This is a genomic window from Blautia sp. CGZ-1-C1 (assembly GCF_056504575.1).
In genome coordinates, this window is the sequence record NZ_JBWLUT010000154.1 from 1 (window position 1) to 14637 (window position 14637).

General features: G+C 38.6%; 16 protein-coding genes and 4 pseudogenes. 3 read left to right on the forward strand and 17 right to left on the reverse strand.

The genetic code is table 11. The annotated features are described in order from the left end of the window. Position 1: 1 nt before the first annotated feature. On the reverse strand, positions 2–205 hold the full coding sequence (locus tag AC058W_RS14340) for a DUF6783 domain-containing protein (protein WP_118609859.1): 204 nt from the start codon (positions 203–205) through the stop codon (positions 2–4). Between AC058W_RS14340 and AC058W_RS14345 the strand changes: the two genes are divergently transcribed. After that, positions 113–397, forward strand: coding sequence for a DUF6783 domain-containing protein (locus tag AC058W_RS14345; RefSeq protein ID WP_334295139.1), 285 nt, complete (start codon positions 113–115; stop codon positions 395–397). The two genes, AC058W_RS14340 and AC058W_RS14345, sit on opposite strands and share 93 nt — an antisense overlap. On the opposite strand, the gene AC058W_RS14350 is transcribed toward AC058W_RS14345, so the two are convergent. The 6 genes and pseudogenes from AC058W_RS14350 to AC058W_RS14375 all read right to left on the reverse strand — a co-directional run. After that, positions 374–1003 (reverse strand): ATPase, encoded by a 630-nt coding sequence (locus AC058W_RS14350; RefSeq protein WP_117676400.1) that lies wholly within the window; start codon positions 1001–1003, stop codon positions 374–376. The two genes, AC058W_RS14345 and AC058W_RS14350, sit on opposite strands and share 24 nt — an antisense overlap. Before the next feature lie 62 nt (positions 1004–1065). Continuing rightward, entirely contained in the window at positions 1066–1560 is a 495-nt protein-coding gene (coaD, locus tag AC058W_RS14355) for a pantetheine-phosphate adenylyltransferase (RefSeq protein WP_118136888.1), read from the reverse strand. Between the two features lie 80 nt (positions 1561–1640). Further along, positions 1641–2192: a 16S rRNA (guanine(966)-N(2))-methyltransferase RsmD gene (gene rsmD / locus AC058W_RS14360; protein WP_118136890.1), complete on the reverse strand. Its 552-nt coding sequence runs from the start codon at positions 2190–2192 to the stop codon at positions 1641–1643. Then, on the reverse strand, positions 2189–2584 hold the full coding sequence (locus tag AC058W_RS14365) for a methylglyoxal synthase (protein ID WP_008702973.1): 396 nt from the start codon (positions 2582–2584) through the stop codon (positions 2189–2191). Before AC058W_RS14365 ends, rsmD begins: the two co-directional genes overlap by 4 nt. A 344-nt stretch (positions 2585–2928) precedes the next feature. Continuing rightward, entirely contained in the window at positions 2929–3498 is a 570-nt protein-coding gene (locus AC058W_RS14370; protein ID WP_117676397.1) for a cytidylate kinase-like family protein, read from the reverse strand. 180 nt (positions 3499–3678) lie between these two features. Continuing rightward, positions 3679–4089 (reverse strand): annotated as a pseudogene (locus AC058W_RS14375) (phosphate--AMP phosphotransferase); the annotation flags it as partial. Positions 4090–4804: 715 nt separating this feature from the next. Here AC058W_RS14375 and AC058W_RS14380 point away from each other — a divergent pair. Continuing rightward, positions 4805–6457: a diguanylate cyclase domain-containing protein gene (locus AC058W_RS14380; protein WP_243100933.1), complete on the forward strand. Its 1653-nt coding sequence runs from the start codon at positions 4805–4807 to the stop codon at positions 6455–6457. 122 nt (positions 6458–6579) lie between these two features. Here the strand turns inward: AC058W_RS14380 and AC058W_RS14385 are convergent. The 6 genes and pseudogenes from AC058W_RS14385 to AC058W_RS14410 form a co-directional block, all read right to left on the reverse strand. Beyond that, a pseudogene (locus AC058W_RS14385) lies at positions 6580–6759 on the reverse strand (VOC family protein); the annotation flags it as partial. A 380-nt stretch (positions 6760–7139) separates the two neighbouring features. After that, positions 7140–8076 (reverse strand): annotated as a pseudogene (locus AC058W_RS14390) (ATP-binding protein). 289 nt (positions 8077–8365) lie between these two features. Next, on the reverse strand, positions 8366–9655 hold the full coding sequence (locus tag AC058W_RS14395) for an SANT/Myb-like DNA-binding domain-containing protein (protein WP_118590814.1): 1290 nt from the start codon (positions 9653–9655) through the stop codon (positions 8366–8368). Between the two features lie 98 nt (positions 9656–9753). Next, complete coding sequence (locus tag AC058W_RS14400) at positions 9754–10008, reverse strand: hypothetical protein (protein WP_479390231.1); 255 nt, start codon at positions 10006–10008, stop codon at positions 9754–9756. Further along, positions 10001–11440: a recombinase family protein gene (locus tag AC058W_RS14405; RefSeq protein ID WP_479390232.1), complete on the reverse strand. Its 1440-nt coding sequence runs from the start codon at positions 11438–11440 to the stop codon at positions 10001–10003. The genes AC058W_RS14400 and AC058W_RS14405 overlap by 8 nt, the downstream gene beginning before the upstream one ends. Positions 11441–11455: 15 nt before the next feature. Continuing rightward, positions 11456–11641: a hypothetical protein gene (locus tag AC058W_RS14410; protein ID WP_243098526.1), complete on the reverse strand. Its 186-nt coding sequence runs from the start codon at positions 11639–11641 to the stop codon at positions 11456–11458. 30 nt (positions 11642–11671) lie between these two features. Between AC058W_RS14410 and AC058W_RS14415 the strand changes: the two genes are divergently transcribed. Continuing rightward, positions 11672–11959 carry a hypothetical protein gene (locus tag AC058W_RS14415; RefSeq protein WP_118609857.1) on the forward strand — a complete coding sequence of 96 codons (288 nt, stop codon included), beginning with the start codon at positions 11672–11674 and terminating at the stop codon, positions 11957–11959. Here AC058W_RS14415 and AC058W_RS14420 read toward each other — a convergent pair. The 4 genes and pseudogenes from AC058W_RS14420 to AC058W_RS14435 all read right to left on the reverse strand — a co-directional run. Further along, a pseudogene (locus AC058W_RS14420) lies at positions 11956–12270 on the reverse strand (restriction endonuclease subunit S); the annotation flags it as partial. The gene AC058W_RS14415 and the pseudogene AC058W_RS14420 sit on opposite strands and share 4 nt — an antisense overlap. A gap of 113 nt (positions 12271–12383) precedes the next feature. Then, entirely contained in the window at positions 12384–12737 is a 354-nt protein-coding gene (locus AC058W_RS14425) for an Hpt domain-containing protein (protein WP_117844453.1), read from the reverse strand. A 51-nt stretch (positions 12738–12788) separates the two neighbouring features. Next, the gene (locus AC058W_RS14430; protein ID WP_479390233.1) at positions 12789–14162 is read right to left on the reverse strand and encodes an ATP-binding response regulator; all 1374 of its coding nucleotides are present in this window, start codon (positions 14160–14162) and stop codon (positions 12789–12791) included. Between the two features lie 57 nt (positions 14163–14219). Further along, the coding region (locus AC058W_RS14435; RefSeq protein ID WP_479390234.1) for a type 2 periplasmic-binding domain-containing protein at positions 14220–14637 on the reverse strand (418 nt) is incomplete at its 5' end.

Genomic DNA, 14637 nt, shown 5'->3' on the forward strand with positions numbered 1-14637 from the left:
TTTATCCTTTACTGCCTGTTATATTATTTTCTGTAAATACATTCTGATTACTAGAGCGTGTTTGAAAAATGCTTTCTGCAAGATGTGCGTCACAATTTGTGGGAGATTTCGCCTGAATGAGGGCGGCGTAGCGGGCTACGCCAACCGAATGAGGGCAAAATATACCGCAAAGTGGGGCGTGCAGATTGCGGGAATGATTTTTCAAACACGCTCTAGTGTCTATAACAAGTTGTTTGCTATACCAAAAGACATTTTAGAAGAACTTCCACATAAAAATTGCCAAAGACAATTTCAAAAAAACAACACTAATATTTATAATGTAAAATATAAAAGGCCAGGAAAATATCCTGGCCCTAATATTATTCAATTAATCTTAGTTCTCTCCCAGATCATCTAAAAGATCGTCATCGTCATCTTTGCTGTCGTCATCATGGTAAGAACCTGTGATTGCTGCTGCCTGTGCTGTCTGAGGTGCAAGTTCCTGACGATTATGATTAACAACATCAAGACAGCTCTGCAGAGAATCAATAAATGTCTTATATTTGGCACCGGCATCCTCTAATGTTGTGTTAAGGACGCTGCCAATATTTGCCATCATATCATCTGTATAAGTGATAGCACTGAGACGGATGCTGTTTGCATCCTGTGTTGCAGAATCCAGAATCTCCTGTGCCTGCTTGTTAGCTGCATTGATTGTATCGTTTGCCTGTGCATATGCTTTCTGCATAATCTCATGCTGAGTTACCAGTTCCTGAGCTCTTGCCTGTGCATCTGCGATCAGAGCATCAGCTTTGGACTGTGCATCCTCAAGGATAGCATCTTTATTGTTAATGATCTTCTGATAACGTTTGATCTCATCCGGAGTTTTCAGACGGAGTTCTCTCAGAAGTTCTTCGATTTCTTCTTTATTTACAACAATCTTGGTTGTTGACAGCGGCTGAAATTTACAGCTGTCTACATATTCCTCGATTTCACCGATAATCTGTTCAATTCTGCTGCTCATAGTATAATATCTCCTTAATCTTCTCTATTTGTGTTACTGTCCTTTCGTATATGAACAATAACCTATTTGTCATCTGCTGTGCGATGAAGCTTCTCAATGACTGCATCAGTTATTTCTCTTGGTGCAAATTTACTCAGGTCGCCGCCAAAATGAGCAACTTCTTTCAATATCGTAGAGCTTAAATAAGCATATTCCAGACTTGTAGTCAGAAATACAGTATCTACATCCGGTGCAAGCACACGATTCGTCTGAGCCATCTGAAGCTCATATTCAAAATCAGTAACCGCACGAAGCCCACGTATGATCACCTGAGCATGATTCTCTCTGGCAAAATTTACGGACAATCCCTCAAATAGTTTCACTTCAACATTCGGAATATCTAAAGTTGCCTTTTCTAATATATTAACACGTTCTTCTACAGAAAACAACGGACTTTTTGAAGAATTGTGTAAAACACCTACTATCACCTTGTCAAAAGATACTGCTGCTCTCTTTATCACATCAAGATGACCATAAGTTGCCGGATCAAAGCTGCCTGGGTACACTGCTATTTTCATGTGTTTCTTACTCTCTCTTTCCTCTGGCACGTATGCATGAAAAACAGTCACTGCTCACTTTATTGCTGACAGTAACTCCATCATGCACGTTCTAAAAATACGTGCTTATTTGTCTTATACTCTTTTGAACGCAGCTGTCTGTAACCAAGAGATTCCACATAACTGAAATCAGTCTGAAGGTCTGCCTCTACTATAATAAGCGTATTCTCATCTGCAACTGTGCTGTCCTTGAGATATTCGAGCACCTGACGTTCCAGTTCGTTATTATATGGCGGATCCATGAAGATTATATCGAAAGCACCTTTTCCTTCAAGGGAACGCAATGCCTGCAGCACGTCCATGTTCAGCAGTTTACCATCTTCTGCCAGTTTTGTAAATGTAAGATTTTCTCTGATGCATGCTGCAGCCTTTGGATTCTTCTCTACAAATACTGCATAAGAAGCGCCTCTGCTCAGTGCTTCGATACCAATTCCACCACTTCCTGAAAAAAGATCAAGGAAACGGCAATCCAGAAGTTCCGGCTGAAGTATGTTAAATAAAGTCTCTTTAATCCTGTCTGTAGTAGGTCTTGTATCCATACCTGGAACTGTTTTTAAATTAAGCCTTCTGGCTTTTCCTGCGATTACTCTCATTTAAGATTCAGTCTCCAATCCAGGTCTCCTCTTGCGAGTCCTAAAATAAGAAGTTCTGCAGTGGCAATGTTTGTCGCTACAGGAATATTGTACTGGTCGCATCTTCTTACAATACTTGTAATGTCCGGTTCTTTTGGATCGATCATAACTGGGTTGTAGAACAGGATGACCATATCGAGATCCTGACGTTCTACCATCTCCATAAACTGCTTGTCTCCACCAATACTGCCGGCAAGGAATTTATGCACATGAAGGCTTGTCGCTTCTTCAATTCTTCGTCCCGTTGTACCTGTCGCGTAGACCTCATGTTTGGCAAGTATATTCTTATAAGCGATGCAGAAATCTTCTATTAGTACTTTTTTACTGTTATGTGCGATTATACCTAAGTTCATAGTTTCTCCTCTCCGATTCTCCCGTTTATTTTGCGAATTCTTTCAATTCTTCGCAATTCTAAGTGTAATTATAACAAAGCACTAAATAAAACGCAATTAAAACTTGAAAAATATACACAATTCATAATTTATTAATATTTTCCTGGAAATTCTTCCTTCCCAGATGACTTACAAATCACTTGGATAACGATGCATAAACAGCAGCTGAACTTATTTCCTGTGATATAAAAATAATGTCGCTTTATTTCTGACATCATAAAAAATATGATTATCAATAAAGCGACATATACTTATTGTTTCATTTCATGTTTTATAACATTTACCGGTTACTCTGACAGCCACACTTACTTTGATTTCGCCTGAATATAATTTATAATTATATCAACTGCGTCAGAAATAGCAATCTTTCCGGTATCAATGGACAACTGATACTGGCTGGTATCTTCCCATGCTTTTCCGGTGCAGAATTTATGGAATGATGCTCTTTTTTCATCCACTTCCTTTACCGTGTGCGTAGCTTCTTTTTTGGAAATATTGTCACGCTTCATGATTCGCTCAATACGGCAATCTCTGTCTGCATGAAGAAAAATCGTTGTCGCTTCAGGATCTTTTTCATATACCGCACCCGAACAACGGCCAATGATCACTGCTGATTTTCCTTTTGTGAGTTCACGCACAAGCTCAAAGGATCTCTCCATCGGGTTGCTGTCTCCATAGCTTACCGCTATGCTGTACAGCAGACTATTTACCGCTTTCTCCTGGAAAAATTCTTTATTCTCATCATATTTGCCAAGCTTTCTGGCTTCTTCTTCCAGTTTCTTTCTGTCATAAAGTTCCATTCCCAGTCTGGAAGCCAGCTCTCTGCCTATCTCATGTCCGCCGCTTCCACATTGTCTTGCAATTGTAATAATCATCTCGGTTCCTCCTGTCCTACATTGCCATGATGTCATTGAGTATTCATAATGGATCATTTTAGTTTCATTATACTCAAAAAGGAAGTGGATGTATATGCTAAAATCTACCATAAATTATCCTTGCAAAACCTGATATTCTGGTACTTATGGCGAATTGGTCAGACAAATTTAGTTTTTTATCTACTTATCTTTTAACGCCTTCTCAATCTCACTGATTACGATTTTAAGTGCCTTAATACGGGCGTATTTTTTGTCAACAGATTCCAGCACATGCCATGGCGCAAAGGAAGTATTCGTTTTCTGAAGCATTTCATCTACTGCAACTTCATATGCGTTCCATTTTTCTCTGTTTCGCCAGTCTTCATCTGTGATCTTCCACTGTTTCTCCGGATTATTCTGTCTTTCCCGGAAACGTTCCAGCTGTGTATCCTTATCAATCTGAACCCAGAATTTAATAATAACTGCGCCACAGTCCTTGAGTTTTTTCTCAAATTCATTCATTTCATTGTAAGCACGTATCCAGTCATTCTCACTGCAGAATCCCTCGAGACGTTCTACCATAACTCTGCCATACCAGGTTCTATGAAACAACTTTTAAGTGACAACAACACAATGCCGCCTTATTTCCATTGCTATAAGAGTATAGAACAGAAATAAAGCGGCATTTTTTCTTTTGTATATAGTTTTTATGAACGTAATAATAATTTACGAAGCAATTATTCCGTCATAATCAGGCGATAAAGTTCCGTTATATTATAACGTCATTTTTAGTACTGCTGGCCACCCTGAGAACCGGATCCGCTGGACATCTGTCTTTCCTGGGCTTCGATCATTTTCTTCATAATAGTATCAGAACAACTTTCCCTGAATTTTGCGTTGATGGAAAATAATCTGATTATTCAGAAGAAAATCAAATCATTATTTTTAATATAACAATCTCTTTACGAGCTTCATTATAGTACAGAAACCTTGAGAATACAAGGTTCTAAAAAAGAGACCGAAAAGAGACCAAAAGAGACGTTCAATGTCATTTAGTTAACATTTAATAGGGAGCGAATTCTTACAGAACAAATTACAAACGAAAATACTCTTTAAAGCAAAAATATTGTCTTTTTTTCAGAACACTTATTCCGTTTTTCGGCTTCCGTGATATAATGCTTTATTATGAAAATTTCCATGAATAAATGAGGTAAACCAAGTGAAAAAGAAAACACTTGTGCCTCTTATCATTTTTTTACTGGGCATATGCCTTGTTAGTTTAATTGTATACATAACAGACACCCATGAAAAAAAACAGAGACACACAATGGCACAATTAAACGCAACCACCTACGGTGAACGCATTAAGAATGAAATTACAGATGGAATTGAAATTACGGATACTTTGGAGCAGGTCATAATCAGTGAAAATGGTGAATTTCATCAGTTTGACACAATTGCCAAAAATCTGATGTCTGATTCCATTGAAAGCATGCAGCTCGCTCCCAATGGTATTGTAACAGATATTTATCCGGCTGAAGGAAATAAGGCAGGTAAGATTGATCTGCTCCATGATAAGGAACGTAAAGAGATTTCCTGTTACGCAAGAGATAATCATACAATTATTACACAGGGGTCTTTCGAATTAAAACAGGGCGGTTATGGAATTGCCGTCCGCAATCCGGTCTACCTGAAAGATAAACGCGGACAAGAGTATTTCTGGGGATTTACCATTGTCATCCTGCGTGTTCCGGATATTTTTTCAGATGCAATCAGTGCACTTTTGAATTTTGGATATGAATATAAAATTTTAAAAACAGCTACTCCATGGAGTGATGATTATAAAGTAGTTTATCAGTCAGATGATCAAATAAATCATCCGGTTTCTTACACTTTTACTATAGGACATGAAAACTGGAAACTTGAGATTACTCCGAAAGTTGGATGGAGAAATAACACACTACTGATAATTATCAGCGGAATGTTTCTCACTATAAGCCTTCTTCTGTCAGTGCTTACCAGGGTATGGCTGGTAGCAAAAGAACACAAGAATAAATATCAAATACTGGCACGCACAGATTCTCTTACGAATATTTATAATCGTTATGGATTTGATGAATTAGCAGAAAAAATGATCTCTAAAAATCCACAAGCACATTTTGTAGCTGCGCTCCTTGATATCGATGACTTTAAGTTTATCAATGATATCTATGGACATAGTTACGGAGACAGAGCATTAAAGATTCTTGCCGACAGCATGAAAGCATTTTTTCCATCTGATGCATTACTTGGAAGAAATGGTGGTGATGAATTCTGCATTCTTTTACCAAATTGTACCTTTGAAGAGGCAGATGTACAGCTACAGCAATTCACCAAACTCCCAAAAATATTCTCATATCATAATGAGGAACATGCATTTTATATTTCTCTTGGATATGCAGAATATCCAACATTTGCATCCAGCCATTCACAGCTCATGCGCTGTGCAGATGCTGCCCTTTATGAAATAAAGCTTCATGGAAAAAATGGATGTATGGCTTACCGAAAAGGTCTCCAGTCAGGAGCCCGCAAACAGCTTGGATTTGCGCTTAAAGATATCTCCGAACACCTTCCAGGTGCATTTATCATATATAGAGCAGACAAGGAAGACGATGAGCTCTTTTATGCAAACCACGAATTTCTTCATATGACTGGTTATAAAAGCATGGATGAATTATTCAGACTTACTCAAAAAAGGTTCCGCAATCTGATCCGCAAAGATGAGCAGCAACAGATAGAAACAAGCATCTGGAAACAGATCGACAGCGGCAATGAAAATGACTATATTCACTTTCATCTTCGAAAAGCTGACGGAACTTACCTTTCTGTACTTGACCATGGAAGAATCGTAGAAAGCCAGCAATACGGAAGAGTATTTTATGTATTGTTCATGGATTGGGAAGATATGCATATTCGTTACAGTGATAAATTTTCTGAATAATAAAATATTAAAAAAAAGAAAAATCCGGTTCATATTTTCAATCCGAACAGAATTATTTTATCTCCAAAAGGCACCAGCCAGCTTATCGACTGATGCCTTTATATTTTGTATTTGATCAACACTTAAGCAGGCGTCCTCACTTCGATCAGATTTCCATCCGGATCATAGAACCGGACAACCTTCTGTCCCCAACTGTATGTCATAAGCTTGTTCACGTAGTGGATCCGCGGATACAGCCGTTCCAGTTTTTCCACGAACGCATCCAGGTCGTATTCCTCAAAGTACAGTTCTGTAGAATTGCTTCACAAAATCACTTCTCATACCAGGTCTTTCCTCCGTCAGTTGTCCGGTATACATTTTTTTCATTTACATATGTAAACTCCTTGATAGAACCGCCAGCTCCATACGTATAATATGCAAAACCTTGTTTCTGATCATTTGCATTGGCATTCCAAGCTTCTATAGAATAAAACGGACTTTCTTTATAGGAGGCGGGTTTGGGAATGAAAGAAGCAAGTCTATCTTTAAAAGCCGCCGAATCTGCATAATAAACACGCGCTTTTACTTTAATTCCTTTTACGTGAAGAACTCACGACTAACGTCGAATGGGATTTTCTACTATATCTCAGATAAAAACATCTCCATCATTTCAAAAGAGAATGACGGAGATATTTTGCCTTGTTTATTCTTGTAGCAACCAATCGGCTATATCATGAATTTCGATTCCTTCATAACTATATTTTGGATGTTTGGTTCTGGCAATAATCATTTTCGGATAAGCATCTCGAATCTGAAGCAGAGGAGAGCATTCTCTCTTAAACGTTTCCTGATTGGAAATGTTGTCGCTGACCTGAATATAGATCTTCTCGCTGCCTCTCTGAGCAACAAAGTCGATCTCCTTTTGATAGAGCTTGCCGACATAGACATCGTATCCACGGCGAAGAAGCTCGATGCAAACGATGTTTTCATATACTCTGCCATAACCCATATTTCTGCTTCCCAGTATTGCATATCGAATGCCACTGTCACAAAGATAGAACTTTTCAGAGCTTTCCAGGTATTTCTTGCCTCGGATGTCGTATCTCTTAATATCATAAAATACAAAAGCATTGCACAAATACTTAATGTACTTGCCGACAGTTACATGATTGGTCGCAGTCTTATTTGCTGTCAGCAGCTGACTGACCTTATTAGGAGAAGTCAGGTTGCTGATATTATCCATAAGAAATTCGCTCAGACGTTGTAAAACCAAAGTGTCCGGGAGCGAATATTTCTGCACCAAATCCCTTGTAACAATCGTTTCGTAGACCTCTTTGATATAGTTTGTTCTGTCTTTTTCGGTTCTGTAAGCGTAAGAACCTGCCAAACCACCCTGGATAGCGTAATCATCAAAGAGCTTATCTTTATCAGTAACATCATCATAATATTGGCAATATTCCTGAAAGCTGAAAGGAAATACATGAGCTTGGACTTACCGGATCGACGAATGCCTGTGATGATCTTGATGTCAGGAGTACCATTCAATTCAATGATTCTAATTCAATGATTCTATTGAGATATTTTGCTCTTGTAATTATTTTCATATCGTTACTCGCTTTCAAAAGTTTAAGATTTTTCATTTATTGAAACTGCTTCGATGTACTTATTATACTGTCTGCTAATAGTATATGCAAGATATCACTTTCAAAAGCACAAAATATTTTATTTTTTGAAAACGGATACTATGTAAAGGCAATCCAAAGATTGCCCCAGGCATCAAGCCTATCCTGTTTGCACAGGTTCATTCCATCATAGCATATGATGCCTGCTCTTATATTTGATACAAAAAAAGGAAGAGTATCGAAAAAAGTGAATTCAAATTCACCTTTTTTAACATTCTTCCTTTATTCCGTACATAATACTCCGCAACTATAGCAATTCCATAAAATAATGCATGAAATAAATCAGGTAACATCCTACTATCAGTCTGAAAATATCATCTTCTATCTCTTCTTCGCTGCTGTTTAAAATAATTTTGTTTTCTTCTATCTGAAGCCCCATTGTAACCACAAGATTCTCAACCTGTTGTCTGTCATATTCTTTTTCATCCAAAAGAACAGAATTCTCAGAAACTCTGAATCTCCCGGTTTCATCACAGTTCAGTTTCAAATACAGTTCAGGGAGTTTTCCGAGTTTAAAGGTTATCTCACTGTATGTCATAGATTGTTTTACTTTTGTGATTCCCTGTTTCACTGCCAGTATGATCCATTCATCCAACACAGGTCCTTTATACATAGGCATTCCATATTGCAGGTGTAATTGGGCTGCCTTGCTGATACAGGCATTTCTGGTACGGTTATTCAGACGTTTACAAACATTGCTACCCTCAACCGGGTAGTATTTCTTCAGTATCTTCTCTTCGGCTTTTGTCCATGGATCATTGTTTTTCCTACTTAATCCCAGAATCATCGCTCTGTATTTGCATGCCTGAGGAGATCTTTCAGGAATGAGAGTATGCACATACCCGGCACCTTTTTCTTCATAATATCGGGTAATGATCGCATCCTCTTCCTGTGTCCATGGAAGTCTGTTATTGTCTGATCTGACATTTAAGTACTTAGCTCTGGACTGACAGGCAGTCATCGTTCTCCCTTCCAATCGTTCTGCTACTTTCCTGCCTTCCGCTTTGTAATATGTTCTTATAATTTCATCTTCTTCTGCAGTCCATTCTTTTCTTCCCTGTGTGCAGAGACCTAATTTGGCAGCTCTTTTATTACATGCCTCTTTTGATCTTCCCTTCAGTCTTTTCTGAACTTCAGCACCTTCTGTTGGATAATAGTTTCTCAGAATTTCATCTTCGTTGCTGCTCCATTTTCTGTTTGCCCCGGAATAAGTAAGTCCTAATGCAGAAGCTCTTCCTCTGCAGGATTCTGCAGACCTCTGATTTAAACGAAAACGAACATTACTGCCCTCCGCAGCATAATACTCCCTGAGTATTTTATCTTCTGCCTCTGTCCATAACCTGATATATTTACCATCATTCTGTACAATTGCTGAAGATGAAATATTTTTGGATATTTCCATTTTTGATGCCTGAATCCTGCAGCTTTTTGCAGTTCTTCCAGATAATCTTTCACAGACCTGATCTCCTTCTGCGGGATAGTATCTTTTTAATATTTCGATTTCGTCGGCTGTCCATCTTTTTTTTGTATTTGCCATGTCTTACACCTGTTTTATATATTGTTTCAAACTGAAATATTCACTACTTTTTATTTTTCGTAACCTCCGCAGAACAATTCCATATATAAGTACAATATCTACATCGAAGTCCCTGAATGCACAACATACTCATACCCTGTCTCTGTAGTATAAGTTTTTTCCTGTCCCAGTGCCGGAATAACAGACTGAGAACTGTGCAGACTTCCACTTTTAAATATGATCATCACTTCTGCTTTCTTTTCATTAACCGGAGTTATTTCTATATTACTGATTGTACTTTCTATCATAGCTCTGGTGATATCTTTGGTTTTTACGTAGGAGTACTCTTTTGCATAGTCTAGTATTCTACCCATCTGATCTAACAATTCTGTTTTTGAAAGAGGTTTCATGCTTTTCAATTGCTCCAGTATCCGCTTTTTTCTCTGTAATCTGCTGTGTAAAAGTCTTGTTTCTGCTTAAAAATTCCGTATCAGAAATGTATCCGCCCATATTGTAATCCAACAACTTATCTCTCTTCTGTTCCAGTACTGTTATTTCATGCTGTATGTTGTCAATTTTTTCTTCAGTTCCTTCTGTTTTGTTAAGCTCTTTCTCATAAAGTTCCAGATATTTGTGCAATATACTTTTATTGCTTTGAGCCAGATTGTTATAAACATCCGATATCATCTCAAGCAGGATTTCTTCTTTTACCGGTTTGGATCTGCAGGAAACTGCACCCTGTTTTATGCGATGACTGCATACCCAGGTCTTTGCATCTTTTCCGCGGACAGTTCTGACTTTCAACCAATATGCAGCTCCATCTTCCGCACAATGTACAAGGCCGGTAAAAAGATTGTCCTGCTTATAAGAAGTTTTTTTCGATTTGATATTTTTACTTCTTTCTTCAAGAATCCTGTTTGCATCTTCCCACAGTTTTTCATCCACAATTGCAGGGACATGGGTACCATCGTCTTTATACATCACCCATTCATCTTCAGGCAAGAATTTTTGTTTCTTAGTAAAAAGATCAACTATTTTTACTTTTCCGCCCACATAGTAACCCTTATATTTAGGGTTTCGGATGATATTTGCAATCACATGGCTGTCAATCTTTCCCCCTTTATAATTTCTATATCCACATTCCCATAAAAATTGTTCCAGTGAATGGGTAGACCAGTTTCCTAAGGCATATTTTTCAAAAATAAGCTGTACCATTTTTGCCTCTTCAGGATTCAAAAACAATTTTCCGTTTCGCTTGTCCCATCCATATATATGTGAATTACCAAGAACCACACCATTCTGTATGGATTCTGCATGACCAAAACGCACACGACTTGAAAGTTTTCTGCTTTCTTCCTGTGCAATACCAGACATGATTGACAGCCTGAGTTCCGAATCCTCATCTAATGTATTGATATTATCATTCCGGAACCAGACAGCAGTTCCACAGTCCAGAAGTTCTCTTGTATATCGTATACTATCTAATACGTTTCGGGCAAAACGGGTAATCTCTTTAGTGATGATAAGATCGATTTTTCCAGCTTTTGCATCCTGAAGCATTCTCTGGAATTCCTCTCTGTGGGTTACTGTAATACCTGAAATTCCTTCATCTATATAACCATCTACAAGCGTCCAATTCTTTACATCTGAAATCAGTTGTTCAAAAAAAGTCCACTGATGCTCAATAGAGGTTTTCTGTTCATCCTTATCTGTACTGACTCGGGCATAATACGCCACATTCAGTTTCAAATCAAATATATTTTTTTGCCGGGATTTCAGTTCCTCACGGGTTGCATAAATATCCATGTTATTCCTTTCCAATCAACTGATTCTCTGGCAATATTCACCTGAACTGTCCATCTGTTCTCCATTCTTCGCGACTACTGTATTGAACGTATTCAAGGTTATAATGTCTTTCTGGATACTGCTATGCAGTTTTTCGGAAATCTGTCCATTATCAAGCAATTTGTCATTAATCATTGTCAATACAACCTGTTCCAATGTCATAAGCATTCCTCCTGTTCTATATGTTATAGTGTGCAATTTGGCATAGAATTATCCAGCGCTAAAAAGAAGACATGGATACTGATTGTAGAAACAATAAGCTACCAAAATCTGTCCTGCTACAGGAAGATTCTTTTTATCACAGCTCCAGATCCTCATCATGCCAAGGAAAAAGCCCGAAACTGGTGCGAGGGTGAACAGATTACATCAATTATTGCCATTCCATTCGATCCAAGTCGTATGGGAGATGCATTGATCGACAACACTGTAAAAAATTTTCCGAAAAAATCATATAATATTGAAGAAGGAGAGGATTATTAATCCTCTCCTTCTTGATTAGTACCAGTTAACCGATTCATCTCTGTAATCAGCTGTGCTATCTTCTCACTCATCATTTCTCTGACGGTATTTTCCATATATTTACAATCAATTTCATTCCCATTTGTAACCGGTACAGATATCATCAATTTCTTAATCTCTTTATTATTAAGCTTCGAGTTGTAATTATATCTCCCTCTTTTCGCCTTTTGAATTGCCCCTACAAAATATAGTCCAATAAATTTATTGAACTCACAGATAATTTCTTTCTTGGGAGTTAGAACTACCAAATGCGGAAAACCGATAAATGGCTGATCCTGATAAAAACTTTATTCTCATTAGTCGTACTGCTTAATGTCAATACGTTTTTTTTATGATCTTCCAAGCACTTGATTCAAGGCAGAAAGTCATGTCGCATCACTTAATGCTACAGTCCCTTCTTAATTTCTTCAATCGTCATCTCATATACTTCTGTTACTTTTTCCACTGCCTCTGGTATCCCCGGCTGCTCTCCGGTCCTATCTCTCAAAAGTTCTGTTAACTCGTTACTAACCTCATACAGATGGTCAAAAGAAAGATTCTGGCAAACCCCTTTCAGTGTGTGTGCACCGCGGAAAGCATCTTCATAATTTTTATTTTCCAATGCCTGTTTTAACTGTAGATAACTCTGGTCTTCAAGGAACTTTAATGTAAATCTCCGAATCAGTGCTTCGCTGTGAAGGCGTCCCAGGACAGCTTTATAGTTTCCTCCAATAGCTTCATAGCACTCTCGCATTGTCATATTTTAGTCCTCCTGTCAATTGTATTCCACTAATTCATGAACCTCTGCTAATCAATTATATACATACCTTATAATCGTTTTTATAACTTCATCAATCACAATCGGCTTTGACAAATGTGCGTTCATTCCTGCATCCAGTGATGCCTGAACATCTTCTGCAAATGAATTAGCTGTCATTGCTATAATAGGAATGTTTTTTCCATCCGGTCTGTCATTCATTGCCCTGATTGCTTTTGTCGCTTCATAACCATTCATTTCAGGCATCATGACATCCATCAGGATTACATCAAATGTACCTTTCGGATGATTTCTGAAAATCTCAACAGCATTCTTTCCATCCACAGCTCTTTCTACATTCATCCCGAACTCTTCCAACTGCACGGCAGCAATCTCTGCATTCAGTTCATTATCCTCTGCAAGAAGGACATTCACACCTGTAAGATTCACCTTTTCAGAAATACCTGTGTCTGGCTTATTACATTCCTTATCTGTAATTTCCAAAGGAATATCCACAGTAAATGTGGTTCCCTCATGCTTTTTACTCTGCACGGAAATGGTTCCACCCATCATATCTACATACTTCTTTACGATAGCCATCCCCAGTCCAACTCCATGGTACTGCGTTCTCACACCGGAATCTTCCTGTGCAAATTCCTCAAAAACTTCTTTTGTAAATTCCTCACTCATGCCAATACCAGTATCCGAAATGCGGTAACGCATATTTATATATCCATCCCCGCCCTTTTCCTGACACCGGGCTTCAAATGTAATCGTCCCTCCATCCGGAGTGAATTTCACGGCATTGCTCAGAATATTGACCAGCACATCACGCAGGCGTGCAGGATCCACAAGTACATTTGGAATCTTTGCTTCTTCACGCTGAATCTTAAAGTTGATATCCCTGTTCGTAAGAAAACCTTTTGTAATATCCAATGCAGAATCTGTAATGTTTTTCACATCCGCCGGTACCGGATTGTAATTCACTTTTCCACTTTCGATGCGGGTCAGATCTAATATATCATTGATCAGCGACAGTAAATGCTCTGAGCTTTCGTCAATCTTTTCCAGACAATTTTTCACTTTGTCTGACGGATTGTTTTTCATTGCAATACCGGTAAATCCTATGATTGCATTCATCGGTGTCCTCATATCATGGGACATATGTGACAGAAATGCTGTTTTTGCCTTGTCTGCAGCCTGTGCATGCTCTGCCAGTTCCGCCATTTTCTCAGCTTTCTCCTGGGCCGCCTTCTGAGCTTTTTTTCTTGCACTGAGACGCCCCATTGTCACAGCCATAGTAGTCAGCAGCCATCCAAAAATAAGAAGAACCCAAACAGTAACAACAGGATGCAGACGGATCCAGTCAACTAATGTCAGCTCTGTTGCTTTGTATGTGGTATACTGTACTGCAAGAATCTTCAACAAGATTTTGGGGCATGGCCTACATTTGCTTTCGTCAGAATACCAGCCAGCGCATGGTTCTCAGTTGATGAGATTACCATGCGGTAGGTGAATGTAGGCTGTTCCAGCAGAGTATATGTCATGGTGCCCGTCAGTGTCACTGTTCACAAACGCCTGTGCCATGTAATAGTCGACGAAGGCAGCATCTGCTTTACCCTCACGGACAGCTTCCATCATTTCCTGTCGGGTACTGCACATCAGTTTTTCTGCACCGGGTGCCATTGCATCTTCAATTGAATTTGATGCTGTCTGGTCAACAGTAGCAACAACATTAATTTTTCCATCAAAGTCACGCCGTGTCACCCTTGCCAGCTGCATCGTAATGAAAGGTGCAGTAATCCCCCATTTTTTCGTCTCAGCATAGTTATCTGTTTCCAGGCGTGCATCGATGCTCATATCTGTGGTTTCCGTATTTTTCTGATAAGCAATATACTCATCT

Bases quoted from the DNA above. Each gene is read 5' to 3' on its own strand.
- AC058W_RS14350 (WP_117676400.1), bottom strand. From the start codon at position 1,003: ATGAGCAGCAGAATTGAACAGATTATCGGTGAAATCGAGGAATATGTA.
- coaD (WP_118136888.1), bottom strand. From the start codon at position 1,560: ATGAAAATAGCAGTGTACCCAGGCAGCTTTGATCCGGCAACTTATGGT.
- rsmD (WP_118136890.1), bottom strand. From the start codon at position 2,192: ATGAGAGTAATCGCAGGAAAAGCCAGAAGGCTTAATTTAAAAACAGTT.
- AC058W_RS14365 (WP_008702973.1), bottom strand. From the start codon at position 2,584: ATGAACTTAGGTATAATCGCACATAACAGTAAAAAAGTACTAATAGAA.
- AC058W_RS14370 (WP_117676397.1), bottom strand. From the start codon at position 3,498: ATGATTATTACAATTGCAAGACAATGTGGAAGCGGCGGACATGAGATA.
- AC058W_RS14380 (WP_243100933.1), top strand. From the start codon at position 4,805: ATGGCACAATTAAACGCAACCACCTACGGTGAACGCATTAAGAATGAA.
- AC058W_RS14395 (WP_118590814.1), bottom strand. From the start codon at position 9,655: ATGGCAAATACAAAAAAAAGATGGACAGCCGACGAAATCGAAATATTA.
- AC058W_RS14400 (WP_479390231.1), bottom strand. From the start codon at position 10,008: ATGGGTAGAATACTAGACTATGCAAAAGAGTACTCCTACGTAAAAACC.
- AC058W_RS14405 (WP_479390232.1), bottom strand. From the start codon at position 11,440: ATGGATATTTATGCAACCCGTGAGGAACTGAAATCCCGGCAAAAAAAT.
- AC058W_RS14410 (WP_243098526.1), bottom strand. From the start codon at position 11,641: ATGACATTGGAACAGGTTGTATTGACAATGATTAATGACAAATTGCTT.
- AC058W_RS14425 (WP_117844453.1), bottom strand. From the start codon at position 12,737: ATGACAATGCGAGAGTGCTATGAAGCTATTGGAGGAAACTATAAAGCT.